Annotated in this window: 16 protein-coding genes; 8 read left to right on the forward strand and 8 right to left on the reverse strand. The window is 75.2% G+C overall.

All coding sequences use genetic code 11. The features are described from left to right. Nucleotides 1-36: 36 nt before the first annotated feature. From ABEA04_RS13265 to ABEA04_RS13275, 3 genes are read right to left on the reverse strand one after another with little or no spacing between them, the layout of a single operon-like run. The gene (locus tag ABEA04_RS13265) at nt 37-786 is read right to left on the reverse strand and encodes a GntR family transcriptional regulator (protein ID WP_345459129.1); all 750 of its coding nucleotides are present in this window, start codon (nt 784-786) and stop codon (nt 37-39) included. 7 nt (nt 787-793) lie between these two features. Beyond that, entirely contained in the window at nt 794-2,464 is a 1,671-nt protein-coding gene (locus ABEA04_RS13270; protein WP_345459132.1) for a glycoside hydrolase family 10-like protein, read from the reverse strand. Nucleotides 2,465-2,513: 49 nt separating this feature from the next. Beyond that, nucleotides 2,514-3,500, reverse strand: a complete 987-nt coding sequence (locus ABEA04_RS13275) for an NAD-dependent epimerase/dehydratase family protein (RefSeq protein ID WP_345459135.1) — start codon at nt 3,498-3,500, stop codon at nt 2,514-2,516. Between the two features lie 131 nt (nt 3,501-3,631). On the opposite strand from ABEA04_RS13275, the gene ABEA04_RS13280 reads away from it, so the two are divergent. Continuing rightward, a complete protein-coding gene (locus ABEA04_RS13280) occupies nt 3,632-4,324 on the forward strand; it encodes a TetR/AcrR family transcriptional regulator (RefSeq protein ID WP_345459138.1) in 693 nt (230 codons plus the stop codon). 1 nt (nt 4,325) lies between these two features. On the opposite strand, the gene ABEA04_RS13285 is transcribed toward ABEA04_RS13280, so the two are convergent. From ABEA04_RS13285 to ABEA04_RS13295, 3 genes are all read right to left on the reverse strand, one after another. Beyond that, a complete protein-coding gene (locus ABEA04_RS13285) occupies nt 4,326-4,949 on the reverse strand; it encodes a GrpB family protein (RefSeq protein ID WP_345459141.1) in 624 nt (207 codons plus the stop codon). Nucleotides 4,950-5,077: 128 nt separating this feature from the next. Then, the gene (locus ABEA04_RS13290) at nt 5,078-6,613 is read right to left on the reverse strand and encodes a fused MFS/spermidine synthase (protein WP_345459144.1); all 1,536 of its coding nucleotides are present in this window, start codon (nt 6,611-6,613) and stop codon (nt 5,078-5,080) included. A 69-nt stretch (nt 6,614-6,682) separates the two neighbouring features. After that, nucleotides 6,683-7,615 carry an alpha/beta hydrolase gene (locus ABEA04_RS13295; RefSeq protein ID WP_345459147.1) on the reverse strand — a complete coding sequence of 311 codons (933 nt, stop codon included), beginning with the start codon at nt 7,613-7,615 and terminating at the stop codon, nt 6,683-6,685. Nucleotides 7,616-7,676: 61 nt separating this feature from the next. On the opposite strand from ABEA04_RS13295, the gene ABEA04_RS13300 reads away from it, so the two are divergent. Next, on the forward strand, nt 7,677-8,351 hold the full coding sequence (locus ABEA04_RS13300; RefSeq protein ID WP_345459150.1) for an alpha/beta fold hydrolase: 675 nt from the start codon (nt 7,677-7,679) through the stop codon (nt 8,349-8,351). Between the two features lie 103 nt (nt 8,352-8,454). Continuing rightward, complete coding sequence (locus ABEA04_RS13305) at nt 8,455-9,300, forward strand: hypothetical protein (protein WP_345459153.1); 846 nt, start codon at nt 8,455-8,457, stop codon at nt 9,298-9,300. Between the two features lie 7 nt (nt 9,301-9,307). On the opposite strand, the gene ABEA04_RS13310 is transcribed toward ABEA04_RS13305, so the two are convergent. Continuing rightward, the gene (locus ABEA04_RS13310) at nt 9,308-9,886 is read right to left on the reverse strand and encodes a flavin reductase family protein (protein WP_345459156.1); all 579 of its coding nucleotides are present in this window, start codon (nt 9,884-9,886) and stop codon (nt 9,308-9,310) included. 100 nt (nt 9,887-9,986) lie between these two features. Here ABEA04_RS13310 and ABEA04_RS13315 point away from each other — a divergent pair, with 100 nt between their 5' ends. Beyond that, the gene (locus ABEA04_RS13315) at nt 9,987-10,871 is read left to right on the forward strand and encodes a siderophore-interacting protein (protein WP_345459159.1); all 885 of its coding nucleotides are present in this window, start codon (nt 9,987-9,989) and stop codon (nt 10,869-10,871) included. 264 nt (nt 10,872-11,135) lie between these two features. On the opposite strand, the gene ABEA04_RS13320 is transcribed toward ABEA04_RS13315, so the two are convergent. After that, a complete protein-coding gene (locus ABEA04_RS13320) occupies nt 11,136-12,068 on the reverse strand; it encodes an SDR family oxidoreductase (RefSeq protein WP_345459162.1) in 933 nt (310 codons plus the stop codon). A 120-nt stretch (nt 12,069-12,188) separates the two neighbouring features. Between ABEA04_RS13320 and ABEA04_RS13325 the strand changes: the two genes are divergently transcribed. The 4 genes from ABEA04_RS13325 (at nt 12,189) to ABEA04_RS13340 (ending at nt 15,644) form a co-directional block, all read left to right on the forward strand. Then, nucleotides 12,189-13,022, forward strand: a complete 834-nt coding sequence (locus ABEA04_RS13325; RefSeq protein WP_345459165.1) for a helix-turn-helix transcriptional regulator — start codon at nt 12,189-12,191, stop codon at nt 13,020-13,022. Between the two features lie 4 nt (nt 13,023-13,026). After that, nucleotides 13,027-13,614: a GNAT family N-acetyltransferase gene (locus ABEA04_RS13330; protein WP_345459168.1), complete on the forward strand. Its 588-nt coding sequence runs from the start codon at nt 13,027-13,029 to the stop codon at nt 13,612-13,614. A gap of 116 nt (nt 13,615-13,730) precedes the next feature. After that, nucleotides 13,731-14,969, forward strand: coding sequence for an MFS transporter (locus ABEA04_RS13335; RefSeq protein WP_345459171.1), 1,239 nt, complete (start codon nt 13,731-13,733; stop codon nt 14,967-14,969). 69 nt (nt 14,970-15,038) lie between these two features. Beyond that, a complete protein-coding gene (locus ABEA04_RS13340) occupies nt 15,039-15,644 on the forward strand; it encodes a TetR/AcrR family transcriptional regulator (protein WP_345459174.1) in 606 nt (201 codons plus the stop codon). The last annotated feature ends 2 nt before the right edge of the window (nt 15,645-15,646 follow it).

Genomic DNA, 15,646 nt, shown 5'->3' on the forward strand with positions numbered 1-15,646 from the left:
GGGGTGTTGACGGGTGTGGAGCGGTCCCGGGCGGCCCTAGGCCGGCGGGAAGATGTCGACGACGATCCGGTAGCGGTCGCCGCGGTAGTAGGAGCGCACGAACTCGGCGACGCGGCCGTCGGCCACCCGCGAGGTGCGCTCGAAGCAGAAGACCGGGTCGCCCGGCGTGACGCCGAGCAGCTCGGCGTCGCCGGGGGCGGCCAGCGCCGGCTCGACGGTCTGGGTGCCGGCGACCACGGGGTTCTCGAACCGGGTCGCGAGCAGGTCGTAGTACGACGCCCCGTCGAGGTCGGCGCCGGTCAGGCCCGGCACGAGCGTGGTCGGCACGTGCAGGTCCTCCAGCGCCATGGGGACGTCGTCCGCGAGCCGCAGCCGGCGCACGTGCAGCACCGCCGTCTGCGTCGGGACGCCGAGCACCGCGGCCAGCATGACCCCGGCCGGTGCGGTGCGGGTCGAGACGGTGCGGCTGTCGGGGCGCAGCCCGCGCGCCCGCATGTCGGCGCTGAACGACGTCGCCGCGAGCCGCTGCGAGACGACCTGGCCGCCGTCGTCCCGGCCGGCCTTGAAGGTGCCGGCACCCGAGCGGCGCACCAGCCGACCGTCGTCGACGAGACCGTCGAGGGCGCGGCGCAGCGTCATCCGCGCGACGCCCATCGACTGGGCGAGCACCCGCTCGGCCGGCAGCAGGTCGCCGGGGCCGAGGTCGTCGAGCAGCCGCTCGAGGTCGACGCGCAGCTGCTGCTGCTTCGACCCGGAGGGACGGGCGAGCCCGTCGACGGCGGTCATCGCAGCCTCACCGGCCCCGCACGAGGGTGCTGACGGCCTTGCTCTCGCGGTGCGCGCGGTCGAGGGCGGTGACGACGTAGGTGGCCGGGCCGGTGCCGCCGGCCGGGCCGCGCCACGACGGGCCCTCGGTGGTGCCGAGCAGGTGGGTGGCGTCGGCGAGGTCGCACGCGCCGACCCCGCGGCCCGGCAGCCGGTAGACGGCGTACCGCTCGCCCGCCTTGCCCGAGCCGCGCCAGGTCAGGCGCACCTGCTGGCCGCGGCGCTCGGCGTCCAGGCGCTTGACGGCCTTCGGGGCCGTGCCGGGCACGCCGGCGGTCACCGGCAGGAGGGCCGGGCGCTGGTAGTGGTCGAACTGGACGAGGTCCATGTGGCCGAGGCGGTTGGCGCGCACCTGCTTGGCCGAGAAGTAGATGTCGCCGTCGACCTGCGGGTGGTCGCGGTTGAAGAAGAGGTGGTCGGTCATCTCCTCGGGGTCGCGCCAGGCGGGGTCCTGCACCGGCTCGACGCCGACCTTGTAGGTGGCCTGCCCGACGTAGAGCTGCACGTCGGTGCCCGTCACCTGCTCGGACCACCACGGCACGAGGACGCCGTAGTCGGCCGCCGCGAAGCCGATGTTCCAGTAGACCTGCGGCGCGACGTAGTCGATCCACTCCTCGCGCACCCAGCGACGGGTGTCGGCGTAGAGGTCGTCGTAGGTCTCGGCGCCCGCGGTGGTGGCCGAGCCCTGCGGGTCGGTGGCCTGGTTGCGCCAGACGGCGAACGGGCTCACGCCGAACAGCACCCAGGGCTTGGCACGGTGGATGCGCTGGTTCAGCCCCTCGACCAGCCGGTTCACGTTGTCGCGGCGCCAGTCGGCCCGGCCCTCCGGCGTGTCGGGGAAGCCGCCGCCGTAGGTGGCGAAGGTGGCGTCGTCGGGGAACGGCGTCGTGCCGACCGGGTAGGGGTAGAAGTAGTCGTCGAAGTGGACGCCGTCGATGTCGTAGCGGCGCACCGCCTCCATGATCACGTCGGTGGTCAGCTGACGCACCTGCGGCAGGCCCGGGTCGTAGTAGAGCTTGCCGCCGTACTCGACGACCCATTCGGGGTGCTGCGCCGCCGGGCTCTCAGGGTCGAGCGCCGAGCGGTCGGTGGTCTGCGAGACGCGGTAGGGGTTGAACCACGCGTGCAGCTTGAGGCCGCGGGCGTGGGCCTCGCGCACGGCGAACCTCAACGGGTCGTAGCCCGGGCCGGTGCCAGCCTCGCCGGTCAGCCAGGCCGACCACGGCTCGAGGTCGGAGGGCCAGAACGTGTCGGCCGTGGGCCGCACCTGCAGGACGACGGCGTTGAGCCCGCGGCCCACCGCCTCGTCGAGGTAGCGCACCAGCTCGGCGCGCTGCTCGGCCGCCGGCAGCCCGGGCGCCGAGGGCCAGTCGATGTTCGAGACCGACGCGATCCAGTCGGCGCGCAGCTGGCGCTTGGGGTGGTCGGCGTCGGTGGCGCAGCCGGCCGGCGCGGCCCTCTCCTGCTCGACGTCCTGCTCGACCTCCTGCTCGACGCCCCCGGGGACGTCGTCACCGTCGCTCCCGCCGGGGCCGGAGGCCGCGGCGGGCGAGAGGAGCGCCGCGGTGACGGCGGCGGCGAGGCCGGCCGCACAGGCGGCGGGCCACGAGCGGGATCGGGCGGGGCGGGGCAGGCGCATGGGGTCGTCTCCGAGATAGACCAATGGGCTAGCCCAAACCTCTACTCCCTCAGGGTGTGATGTCAACACCCTCGTCCGCCGCGCCGGCCGGCTGCGGCTCGTCGAGCACGGTGCGCGCGGTGGCCGCGCAGACCTCGGCCCAGGGCGTCGGCGCGAGACCGAGCTCGCGCTGCGCCAGGCTCGAGTCCATGACGTAGGGCCGGGCGAACTGGTGCTCGGTCTCGCGCATCTCGCGCAGGAACGGCACCACGACGCCACCGAGCGAGAGCATCGCTCGCGGCCACGCCCGCACGGTCACGGGCTCGCGGCCGGAGGCCCGGCACACGTCGGCCACCGCCTGGGCCTGGGTGACGGCGGGGTTGGACGGCGCGTGCCACACCCGGCCGTGGGTCTCGGGGCGACCGGCGACCGTCACGAGGGCGCGGGCCATGTCGCGCACGTCGGTGAAGGTGTGCGGCACGTCGGGCCGGCCGAAGACCCTGACCGCCTTGCCCTTCAGGGCGCGCCCGGCGACCACGGGCACGTGCGCGTTGGTGACGCCGGGGCCGAGGTAGTCCGACCCGCGCACCTCGACGGCCCGCAGCCGGCCGGCCTCGTGGGCCGAGCGGGCGTCGTCCCACATCTGCGCCCGCAGCCGGCCCTTGCGGCCCTCGGCGGCGTCGGGCATGCCCTCGACCATCGGGCGGTCGACCTCGCCGTAGGGGTAGAGGCACGAGGCGGTGACCAGCACCGTGTCGGTGCGCTCGGCCGCGGCCAGGAACGCCGCCGCCACCGGCGGCCACCAGGTCGGCCATACGCCGTACGACGGCGGGTTCACGCAGTTGTAGAGGGCCTCCGCTCCCCCGTCGGCCGCGACCAGCGCGGTCAGCGCCTCGGCGTCACTGACGTCGAGCGCCACCCGCCGGACGCCGTCGATCCCGGGCCCGCGCCCCGACCGGCTCACCAGGACGACGTCCGCCCCCGACTGCCGCGCCACCAGCTCGCGCGCCGTCGCCGTGCCGACCGGTCCGGACCCCACCACCACGTGCCTGCTCATCCGACTGCTCCTTCGTCTCATAGGTAGCGAGAGCACTGCTCTCGTTTCCCAGCATGCGCCGGCGCAGTACGAAAAGCAAGAGCAGTGCTCTCTTTCGCGACTGGTGCTCTCGCATGCGGCATGATGGAGGCATGACCGCACAGACCGCCCGCGCCACCGCCCGCGCCGAGCTGACCCGCGACATCCTCGCCAGCGCGGCGGCCCAGCTGGCCGAGACCGGCCCGGCCGCCCTGTCGGTGCGGGCCGTCGCCCGCGACCTCGGCATGGCGTCGTCCGCCGTCTACCGCTACTTCCCCAGCCGCGACGCCCTGCTGACGGCGCTGCTCGTCGACGCCTTCGACGACCTCGGGGCGGCCGTCGAGGACGCGGAGGCCCGGGTGCGCCGCGGAGACCTGCGGCGTCGGTGGCGGGCCGCCGCGCACGCGGTGCGCGACTGGGCGCGCGAGCACCCGCACGAGTACGCGCTGGCCTACGGCAGCCCGGTGCCGGGCTACGCCGCGCCCACCGACACCGTCGAGCCGGCGATGCGCGCGGCCCGGGTGGTGCTCGGCGTCGTCGCCGACGCGCAGGCCGCCGGCCGCTCCCCCGCCGCCGGCCCCTCGCGCGTCGCCCGCGGCGAGAAGGCCGCCCTCGAGCCGGTGGCCTCACTGGTCGACCCGCCGCTGAGCCCGGCGTACGCCGTCCGCGGCCTGATGGCGTGGTCGGCCCTGCTGGGCCACGTCTCGCTCGAGCTGTTCGGTCACCTGCACAACGGCGTCCTCGACTACGACGAGCACTTCGCGACGCTCGTCGACCAGCTGGCCGCCGACCTGGGCCTGCGCTGAGTCAGCCGCCGGCGCGCGGCTGCGGGTCGTGCGGGTGCGCGGGGTCGGCGGCGAAGGCCCGCTCGTAGATGTCGTAGACGACCCATGCCTTGGCGTTGTTGTAGAGCATCCCGTCGGTGAACCCGCGGGCGGCGACGCCCCGCTTGACCTCGGCGTAGAGGTCGCGGTCGTCGTCGTGGGTGCGCAGCCAGTCGCGGAAGGCGACGTGCCGGCGCGGCTCGACGGCGTCCGGGGAGAAGACGTGCACGTTGGCGCGGGGGTCGTGGCCGCGCAGGCAGCGGTGCTGCTCCCACTCGGGCTCGCGCACGCGCAGGTCGAACCCGGCCGCCTCGAGGTCGGGCAGCCAGGCCGGCTCGTCACCGGAGTCGGCCACGACGAGGTCGACGTCGATCACCGGCTTGGCCGCGAGCCCCGGCACCGAGGTCGACCCGACGTGCTCGACGCTCAGCGCGCGGCGTCCCAGCGCCGCGGTCAGCTGCTCACGCACCCGCTCGAACCACCGCGGCCACTCCGGGTCGGGCGCCACCACCGTCACCGGCTCGGGCCGGTGCTCCCCCGTCCGCGCCGCCGCGATCTCCGCCTCGTCCGGCACCTCGAACGGCCGCCACCACGGATGCGTCACCACGCCCCCCACCCCACCACGCCGACCCGTCGCTCATGAGTGACGGGTCAGCGTCAGGTTCGTCGACCCGTCAGACATGTCCGACGGGTCAGCGCGAATCCCACGGCGACCCGTCAGACATGTCTGACGGGTCAGCGTGCGTAGGGGGTGAGCAGCTGGTCGACGGGGGCGTGGTCGTCGGTGAGGACGTCGGCGCCGTCGAGCCAGGCGTCGAGGGCGTCGTCGCCGGCGAGCACGCCCCAGTCGAGGTCGCGGTCGGTGAGGCCGGCGGCGAGCGTGGCGGTGTCGAGGGGGCGGTCGGACGCCGCGACGACCAGGTTGCCGCCGTCACCGGTGCCCTCGCCGCCGGCCGCGACGGGCAGATCGACGAGCGGCGCGGTGACCACGACGTGGTCGAAGGCCTCGCGCAGGGTGGCGACCTCGGCGCGCGCGAAGCCGAGCGGCGTGTGGTCGATCAGGTTGGCGACGTACACGCCGTCGTCGGTCAGCACCCGGGCGATCTCGTCGACCGCCTCGAGGGTCGTCAGGTGCCACGGGACGCTGACGCCGCCGAACGCGTCGCCCACCACGAGGTCGCGGCTGGCGTCGTCCAGGCGGCCCAGCCCGAGCCGCGCGTCCTCCACCCGGACCTCGATGCCCTCGCCGGTGCGCAGCCCGAGCCGCTCGCGGTCGACCTCCACGACCCCGCCGTCGATCTCGGAGACCACGCTCGAGGAGCCCGGACGGGTGACGTCGAGGTAGCGCGGGAACGTCAGCCCGCCGCCGCCGAGGTGGTAGGCCACCAGCGGCTCGCTGCCGGGGTGGGCGACGTCGGTGACCGAGGCGACCGCCCGCACGTACTCGAACTCGAGGTGCGTCGGGTCGGCGAGGTCGACGTAGCTGTGGCGCAGGTTGTCGAGCACCAGCGTGCGGCCGCCCGGGCGGTCGGGGTCGGCCTCCACCTGGGCGCAGTGGTACGTCGTCTCGGCGTCGCACGAGCCCGGTCCCACCGCCGAGGCGAGGCCGGCCGCCACCACCACGCCGAACCCGGCGGCCGCGCGGCGCCAGCGCCGCCGGTCGACCTCGACGAGCAGCCCGGCCAGCACCAGCAGCGCCCCGAGCCCGAGCAGGATGACGCTCACCGGCACCAGCGAGACCAGCACGTAGCCGGTGAGCACGGTGCCGGCGATCGCGCCGACCGTGCCGATTCCCGACAGGCGCCCGACGACCGTGCCGGTCTCCTCCAGCGACGACAGCACCAGCTTGGTCACCATCGGCGTCACGGCCGACAGCAGCGCGCCCGGCACGATGATCACGACCGCGGCGAGCAGCAGCGTGATGCTCGGGTCGCCCGCCGAGCCCACCGTGCGCACCAGGAACGGCATCGCCGCCACCACCGCGCCCGAGACGCCGAGCAGCGGTCCGAGCGCGCGGCGCGGGTCGGTGCGGTCGGCGGCGCGACCGCCCCACATCGAGCCGAGCGCGATCGCGGCGAGCGCCGTCCCGATCACCAGGGTCGTGGTCTCGAGGGTCAGGCCGAGGTAGGGCGCGAGCAGCCGCAGCGAGACCAGCTCGACCACGAGCACCGCGGCCGAGGAGCCGAAGACCAGCGCGGAGGCGACGACCGGACGCAGCCCGCCGGCAGCTCCCGCGGCGTCTGACGCAGCAGGCTGGGAGGGCTCGGGCACGTCGCGATCATCGCGGACGCCGCCAAGGTGCGGCCCCGGCCCGCGGTGCCTCGGGGGGCCCAGCGGGGCCTAGCGGGGCGCCAGCACCCGCCGCAGGAACGCGGCCTGCACCGCCACCGACTCCTCGAAGACGGCACCCTCGTAGAGGTCGAAGTGCCCGCAGTCGTACGACGCCACCTCGGCCCGGCCGCCGATGCGCCGGGCCACCTCGCGCACGGCCGCGGCGGGGGCGATCTCGTCGCGCTCGGCCACCACCAGCAGCGCCGGGCACCGCACGCGGTCGGCCACCCGCACCGGGCGGTTGCGCGCGACCCGCGGCACCCCGCGTGCCGCCATCTCGTTGCGGAACGTCGGCCCGGTGAGCCGCTCGAACGCCGTCGCCCCGGCGCCGGTCATCAGCGCGGTCGAGCCCGTGGCTCCGAACAGCGCGAGCGTGCGCGGCGGACGGCGCAGCGCGGCCCGCGCGAGGTCGCCCGCGACCGCCCCGGCCACCTTCGCGTGGTGCGCCGCCCGGGTGCGCGCGCTGCCCGGCCCGGGCGCGACGCCCCGGCCGGTGAGCGCGGCCAGGCCGTCCATCGCCGCGCCCTGGCTCACGAGCGCGGCCACCCGGGGGTCCTCGGCCGCGACCGCGACCACGTGCCCGCCCGAGTACGAGGTGCCCCACAAGGCGACGCGGTCGGCGTCGACGTCCTCGCGCGCCCGGACCGCGGCCAGCGCCGCGTGGTAGTCCTCCCGGTGGCGGCGGTGGTCGACGTCCTGCCGCAGGCCGCCCGGTGCCGAGCCCGACCCACCGAAGCCGCGGTAGTCGAAGACCAGCACGTGCAGCCCGGCCGCCGCGAACCGTCGCGCGAACGGGAGCAGCCCCGAGTCGCGGGTGCAGCCGAACCCGTGCGCCATCACGACCGCCGGTGTGCCGGCCGGCCCGGCCAGCCCGTCGTCCCGCGCCGGCAGCCACCACGCCTCGCAGCGCATGCCGTGGCTGTCGAAGCTCACCGTCTCCACGGGGCCGAGCATGCCGCACCGGGGCTCGACGCCGTCGCACCGTTCGGGCAGCGTCGGGCCCATGAGTCGCTTCGTGCTGGTCTGCGGGATGAACCACGGCGGCTGGTGGTACGAGCCGCTCGCCGAGCGGCTCGAGGCGCACGGCCACACCGCGGTGCCGCTGACGCTCACCGGCCTCGAGCCGACCCCCGACCACGCCCGCACGATCACCCTCGACACCCACGTCGCGGACGTCGTCCGCGCGGTCGACGAGACCGCCGAGCCCGGCGTGCGTGACGTCGTCCTCGTCGGACACAGCTACGGCGGGCTGCCGATCACCGGCGCGGCCGACGCGCGGGCCGACGTCGTCTCGGCGCTGGTCTACCTCGACGCGTTCCTGCCCGAGGACGGCGACTCCGGATGGGCCCTGACGAACGACGACGAGCGCGCCTGGTACGTCGCCGACTCGCGTCGCCTCGGCCACGCCGTCGACCCGCTGCCGTTCTTCGACGAGCGCGCCCGCCCGCACCCGGTCGCCACGCTGCACCAGGCGCTGCGGCTGACCGGTGCCTGGCGGTCGGTGCCGACCAAGGTCTACGTCGAGGCGCTCGACTGGCCCGGGGAGAGCCCGCACCGGCAGAGCATCGACCGGGCCGCCGCCGATCCGCAGTTCGTCTGCCACGCCTGGGACACCCGCCACAACGTCATGCACGACGGCCCCGACCGCGTTCTCGCGCTGCTGCGCGGGCTGGTCTGACGCACCGCGCAACGTTCGCGCAAAACGCGGACAGCCGCGTGGGGCGGGCCCTACTCTCGCGCCGACGCCGACGTGGGGTCGGCCACCACCGAGAGGCTCCCTCGTGCGCGTTGCCCGCTCCCTGCTGCTCCTGCTCGTCTCCCTCCTCGTCGTCTCCACCGGCACGGTCGTCGCCGGCGCCGCGACGTCCCCGCGCCCCATCGGGGCCGTCGACGCCGTGGCCGACACCGCCCGCCCCGCCGGTCTGACCATCAAGCGCGCCAAGCCCGGCCTGGTCGTCACCGGGCAGAGGGTCGGCTTCCTCGGCACCGCACCGAAGGCCAGCGCCGGCCGGCACGCCGTCCTGCAGCGCCGGGTCGGCAAGCGCGGCGCCTGGGTCGTCGTCGCGCGGCCGAAGGTCGCGAGCAACGGCACGATCGCGACGAAGGCCGGGTCGACCGGCGTGGGCACCAACAGCTGGCGGCTCACGCTCAAGACCGGCCGGACGACCCTCGTCTCGCCGGTGGTCACCCACCGTGTCTACGGGTGGTTCTTCCTCGCCGACCGCGACCCGGTCCAGAGCGTCCGCTTCACCGAGGACAGCGTTCGCATCGGCGGCAAGTCGCACCCGAAGTCGGTGCGCAACAGCTACGACTTCTGGTGGGAGAGCGAGCCGTGGGCCGAGTGGAACCTCAGCTACCGCTGCGTGAGGTTCGAGGCCGAGATCGGGCTGACCGACGACTCGGTCAGCGATGGCCAGGTGGGCTTCGTGGCCGCGCTGGACGGCGCACAGACGGACTTCGGCACGAAGACCATCGGTCTGCCGACCCACGTCTCCCTCGACACCACCGGGCGTCTGCGCCTGCGCCTGACCGACCAGTACGTCTCCGGGCCGACCGGCTCCGGGCAGGGCTACTTCTGGGGCGCGTGGGGCAGCGCCCGCGTCCTCTGCGCGGGCGACCCGGGCTGAGCCGCGCTCAGCGCGTGGTGCCGTAGGCGCCGCGGAAGTACAGCAGCGGCCGGTCGGCCTCGGTGCCCACGAGGTCGAGCACACGGCCGATGACCACGTGGTGGTCGCCGGCGTCGTGCACGGCGTGCACGGCGCAGTCGACGTGACCCAGCGTGCCCGGGAAGGTCGGCGAGCCGGTGGCCGCGGACGGCGTCCAGTCGAGGCCGGCGAACTTGTCGGCGCCGCGGCCGGCCATGACGTCGGAGAGGCCGCGCTGGTCGGCGGCGAGCAGGTTGACGCAGAACCGGCCGGCGCGCTCGATGAGCGGCCAGGTGCGCGAGGTCCGCGCCGGGACGAAGAGCACCAGCGGCGGGTCGAGCGAGACGCTCGCGAACGCCTGGCAGGTCATGCCGACCGGCCGGCCGTCGGCCATCGCGGTGACCACGGTGACGCCCGAGGCGAAGCGGCCGAGCACGTCGCGGAAGCGGCGGGCGGCGGCGAGGGCCGCGACGTCGTCCGGGCCGTCGTCCGGACCGAGGTCGCGGTCGAGGTCGCCGAGCCACGAGCTGAGGCCGCCGGGGGTCTCCGGCTCGCGGGCGTGCGACACGACGTCCACGCTAGGGCCTGGCCACCCAACCCCGACGTGTGGCCCGGGCCACGGTCGCCGACACGGATAGGTAAGGCTTGCCTTGGTAGGGTGCCGTTCCATGAGGAGCGTCGCGATGCAGGTCTTCCGCGCCACGGTGGTCGAGGTGCACGACCTCAGCCCGGCCATGCGGCGCGTCGTCCTCGGCGGCCCCGGCCTGGCCGGCTTCGAGACCACCGACATCGGCGACGAGTACGTGCGTCTGCTGTTCCCCGAGCACCCGGACGGCGAGCCCGTCCTGCCGGCCGTGGTCGACGGCAACCTCGACTACGGCTCCATCGACCTCGACCGGCTGCGCACCTACACCGTGCGCGACCACGACCCCGACGCCGGCACCGTGACCATCGACGTCGTCGTCCACGAGGGCGGCGTCGCCGCCGGCTGGGCGCGGCAGGCGCGACCGGGCCAGGTCGTCGGCATCAACAGCCCCACCGGCATGTACGACCCGCCGGCCACCGCCACGTGGCAGCTGCTCGTGGCCGACTACGCCGCGCTCCCCGCGGCGCTGCGCATCGTCGAGGCCACCCCCTACCTGCGCACCCGGCTCGTCGCCGAGGTCGCCGACGAGACCCACCGCCTGCCGCTGCCGGTGCACCCCGACCTCGAGGTCACCTGGCTCACCGGCGGCAACGGCGCCTCGCCCAGCTGCCTGGACGACGTCGTCCGCGCCGCCGGGCGCCCCGACGGCGAGGGTTACGTCTGGGTGGCCGGCGAGTCCAAGACCCTGCGCGGGGTGCGCAAGCACCTGCGCCGCGAGCTCGGCCTCCCCGCCACCGCCTACAAGTCGGTCGGCTACTGGATCGAGGACGCCGAGCGCTGGCGCGAGCGCTACGCCGCCCTCGACGACGCCACCCGCGCCTCCCTCGAGGGCATCTGGGCCAGCGGCCGCGACGAGGAGGAGATCGTCGACGAGTACGACGAGCGCCTCACCGCCCTCGGCCTCTGACGGAGGCCACCTGGTCTCGAGGCTCGGCCGTGGCCGGCCTCGCACCTCGACCATCGAGATGCGGGGTGACGGTGGTCGAGGTGCGAGGAGCCCTGGCGACGAGCCTCGAGACCACTCGCCCGGCACGTGTCCGTCCGCTCAGGGGTGCCCTTCGACAGGCTCGGGGTCCGTGTGGTGCGGTTCGCGTGATCGTTGCGGGGTCTCGACGACGGCCTCGCGCAGACGCTCGGCCTGCTCGACCACCGGTGGTCGTCCGCCGCGGCGTCACCCGAACGCGACGCCGGTGAGGTCGGCGGACGCCGTCCAGAGGCGGGCGGCGTCGGCCTCGTCGCGCAGGGGCTTCCACAGGGCGGTCTCGCCGGGGCGGCCGCCGATGCCGCCGAGACCCTGGGGGCCGTAGAACCGGCCGTCGCCGTCGGGCGCGGTGGCCGCCATCAGCGCCGGCAGGCCCGCCGACTCGACGGTGCCGACGACGATGCCGCGCCGCGACATCCAACGGATCAGGCGCACCTCGCGGGTGTCACCGGTGCGGCCCAGCTCGGGGCGGGCGGCGAGCAGGCTGGTGGGCGCGACGCCGGGGTGCGAGACCGCGCTGGTGATCCCCCAGCCGGCCGCGGCGCTGCGCCGGCTCAGCTCGAGCCCGAACAGCGCGCAGGCCAGCTTGGACTGCCGGTAGGCGGCCATGCTGTCGTAGTCGCGCTCCCAGCCCAGGTCGTCCCAGTGCATCTCGGCGCCGCGGGCGGCCACGCTCCCCTGGCTCACCACGCGCGCCCGGCCGGCCCGCAGCAGCGGCAGCAGGCCGGCCGTCAGCGCCCAGTGGCCGAGGTGGTTGGTGCCCAGCTGCAGCTCGAACCCGTCGGCGGTGACCTGCCGCTCGGGCGGGTTCATCAGCCCGGCGTTGTTGACCAGCACGTGCAGCGGCTCGCCGTCCTCGCGCAGCCGGGCAGTGAGGGCGCCGACCGACTCGAGCGAGGCGAGGTCGAGGTCGTGCAGCACCAGCCGCGCTCGGGGACGGGTCTCGCGGATCCGCGCCACCGCCGCCTCGCCCTTCGCCCGGTTGCGCACCGGCAGCAGCACCTCGGCCCCCGCGCCGGCCAGGCGCTCGGCGATGCCGAGGCCCATGCCGTCGCTGGCGCCGGTGACGAGCGCACGTCGTCCGGTGAGGTCGGGGAGGGGGAGGTCGTACGTGCGTGGCATGGGGTGCTCCGGTTCGAGAGATGGGCGGGACGTCGTCCACGAGGCTGCCGGACCCGGCCGGGCTCAACCACGGCCTGACGATCCGTGGTTGCGCGGTGCGAGGCACGCGACGATGGGGGCATGGCGATCGACCGGGCCGGACTGGCCTCCTTCCTGCGGGTGCGACGCGAGGCGCTGCAGCCCGAGGACGTCGGCCTCCCCCGCGGCCACCGCCGCCGCACCACCGGCCTGCGCCGCGAGGAGGTCGCCGCACTGGCCCACATGTCGACCGACTACTACTCCCGCCTCGAGCGCGAGCGCGGCCCGCAGCCCTCGGAGCAGATGGTGGCCGCGATCGCCCAGGGCCTGCACCTGACCCTCGACGAGCGCGACCACCTGTTCCGCCTCGCCGGCCACCAGCCGCCGGCCCGCGGCGCGAGCGGCGACCACGTCGCACCGGGCATGCTGCGCATCCTCGACCGGCTCGCCGACACCCCCGCCGAGGTCGTCACCGAGCTGGGCGAGACGCTGCGGCAGACGCCGATGGGCGTCGCCCTCGTCGGCGACCTGACCCGCCACACCGGCCCCGCCCGCAGCATCGGCTACCGGTGGTTCACCGACCCCGCCGCCCGCGAGCTGCACCCGCCGGAGGACCACGCGTTCTACTCGCGGCTCTACGCCTCGGGGCTGCGCGGCGTGATCGCCCGGCGGGGCCCGGAGTCGAAGGCGGCCCACCTGGCCGACCTGCTCACGCGGCGGAGCGCGGAGTTCCGCGAGGTGTGGGCGGCCCACGAGGTCGGCGTCGCGCCGCGGGAGGTCAAGCGCTACCGCCACCCCGTGGTCGGGCCGCTCGAGCTGAGCTGCCAGGTGCTGCAGGACCCCGTGCAGTCGCACGCGCTGCTCGTCTACACCGCACCGCCGGGCACCGAGTCCCACGAGCGGCTGCAGCTGCTCGGCGTGGTCGGGGCACCATGACCCCATGGCCCTCGAGCTCCCCACGCTGACCACCGCGCGGCTGCGGTTGCGCCCCGTCACCGCCGCCGACGCCGGCCCGCTGTTCGCGCTGATGAGCGACGCGCACGTGCTGCGCTTCTGGGACTCCCCACCCTGGACCGACCCCGCCCGCGCCGACCGGTTCGTCACCGCCTCGGCGTCGATGGCCGAGGAGGAGGACGGCGTCCGCCTGGCCGTCGACGACGCCGACGGCTTCGCGGGGTGGATCGTGCTCGGCGGCTGGAACCCGACCTACCGCAGCGCCTCGCTCGGGTTCGTCCTCGCGGCCCGCACCTGGGGCCGCGGCTGTGCCACCGAGGCCGCGGGCGCGCTGCTGGCGTGGGCCTTCGACGTCCTGCCGCTCAACCGGGTGCAGGCCGAGGCCGACACCCGCAACGCCGCCTGCGCCCGGGTGCTGCAGAAGCTGGGCTTCCGCCTCGAGGGCACCCTGCGCGAGGACTGCGTCGTCGACGGCGTCGTCAGCGACTCGTGGGTCTTCGGGCTGCTGCGCCGCGAGTGGACGCCGCCCGGCCGGCACGTCGTGGCCGCACAAGGGAGGGCACAAGTCCGTTAGCTCCACCCGCGCACCGCACCGTGGCGCGGTGCACGAAGTGAGGCGGGGGACTTTCGCCATCCCTTGTGCACACGGTCAGCCCGTCCGGCCGGCCGGCCGGTGCCTAGGCTGCCGCCGTGGGCGAGCGGGGGTCGATCTGGCACCAGCCGGGGATGGCGCCGCTGATGGCGATGACGTGCGCGGGGTTCTCCGGGTACGCGCTGCTGCTCACCGTCGCACCGCTGTGGGCGGTCGAGGGCGGGGCGAGCACGGCCGGTTCCGGTCTCGTCAACGGCGTGCTCCTGCTGGCCACGGTGCTCACCCAGGTGCTGGTGCCCCGCGCCCTGCTGAGGTTCACGTGGGGTCCGGTGCTCGCCTGCGGCCTGGTGCTGCTCGGCGTCCCGGGCGTGGCGATGTCGCTGAGCGACGACCTCGGCGTGGTGCTGGCGCTCTCGGCGGTCCGCGGCACCGGGTTCGGCGTCCTGACGGTCGCCGGGAGCGCGGCGGTCGCGGCGCTGGTGGGCGCGGAGCGACGCGGGGAGGCCATCGGCGCGTACGGCCTGGCCGTGGCGGCGCCGAACCTCGTCCTGCTGCCGAGCGGACCGTGGATCGCGGAGCACGTCGGCTACGGCGTGGTGTTCGCGCTCAGCGCCCTGCCCCTGGTCGGTGTCCCCGCGGCGGTGCGTCTCGCGTCCGTGCTCCGGCTCGACGCACCCGACCTGCACCCCGGTGCCACCGACCCGCACGACCCGGGTCCCGCGCCCTACCGACGGCTGCTCCCGCCGATGCTGCTGCTGCTGGCCGTGACGCTGGCCGGCGGGGCGGTGATCACGTTCACGCCCCAGATGATCGAGAGCACCTCCGTCGCGGCGGGGGGCCTGTTCGTGATGGGACTGTCGGCCGCGCTCGCCCGGTGGCGGATCGGGGCGATCGCCGATCGTCACGGTCCTCGACGCTTCCTCGTGCCCCTGGTCATCCTCACCGGCGCCGGTATGGCGCTGGTCGCGTGGTCGGTCGCGGGCCCGGGCGACGTGCGCGTCGGGGTCTTCCTGGCCGCCATGCTGGTCGTCGGCCTGTGCTACGGCGGCCTGCAGAACCTGACGCTCCTGGTCTCGTTCTCCGCCGTCCCACGCCGGCACCACAACACGGCCAGCGCGGTGTGGAACGTCGGCTTCGACGCCGGGACGGCGCTGGGCTCGGTGGCCGTCGGGGTGCTCGCGGGCCTCACGTCCTTCGCGACGGCGTTCCTCGTGGCCGGCGCGATCGCGGTGGCCACGCTCCCGCTCGCGGTCCGGCGTCCGACCGTCGACGCGACGCCAGCAAGAGGGGCGGACCCGGTCGACGGGGCAGGGCCCCGAGGGCCCCGACGGCCCTGACGGCCGGTGTCGTCGACCCCACCCTTTCGGTACTGCAGCGTTGCGCAACTGCTTGGTAGCGTAATGGTCGTGAGCACGACGACCACCGCCGCACGGCCGGGCCGCAAGCCCGACCGCGCGCTCGACGAGGCGCTGCTGCAGGCCACGATCGACGTCGTGGTCGAGGTCGGCTACGAGCGCACGACGATGGACCTCGTCGCCCAGCGGGCCGGGTCGACCAAGTCGGCGCTCTACCGCCGCTGGCGCAGCAAGGGCGCGCTCACCCTCGACGCGATCTCGATGCTGCAGGCCCCCGAGACCGACCTCGAGACGCTCCCCGACCACGGCTCCCTGCGCGCCGACCTGATGGCCCTCACCGAGCCCTACGAGACCGAGGCGGGCCGGGTGAAGCTGCGCCTGATGGCCGGCCTCGCCTCGCTGCTCGACCAGGAGCCCGAGCTCACCGACGCGATCGAGCGGCTCGTCGTCACGCCCTGGATCGAGGTCTGCCGGCGGCTGATCGAGCGGGCCGTCGAGCGCGGCGAGGCGGCCACCGACGACCCCGCCACGGTGGCGCGCGTCGTCCCGGCGATGACCTCGCACCGGCTGCTCGTCGAGCGGGGCGCCGTCGACCGCGTGTTCTTCGTCTCCCTCATCGACACCGTCGTGCTCCCGGCTCTCAGACCGAGCCCCTAGCC

It is taken from the genome of Nocardioides marinquilinus, from assembly GCF_039543705.1.
Taxonomy (GTDB): domain Bacteria; phylum Actinomycetota; class Actinomycetes; order Propionibacteriales; family Nocardioidaceae; genus Nocardioides; species Nocardioides marinquilinus.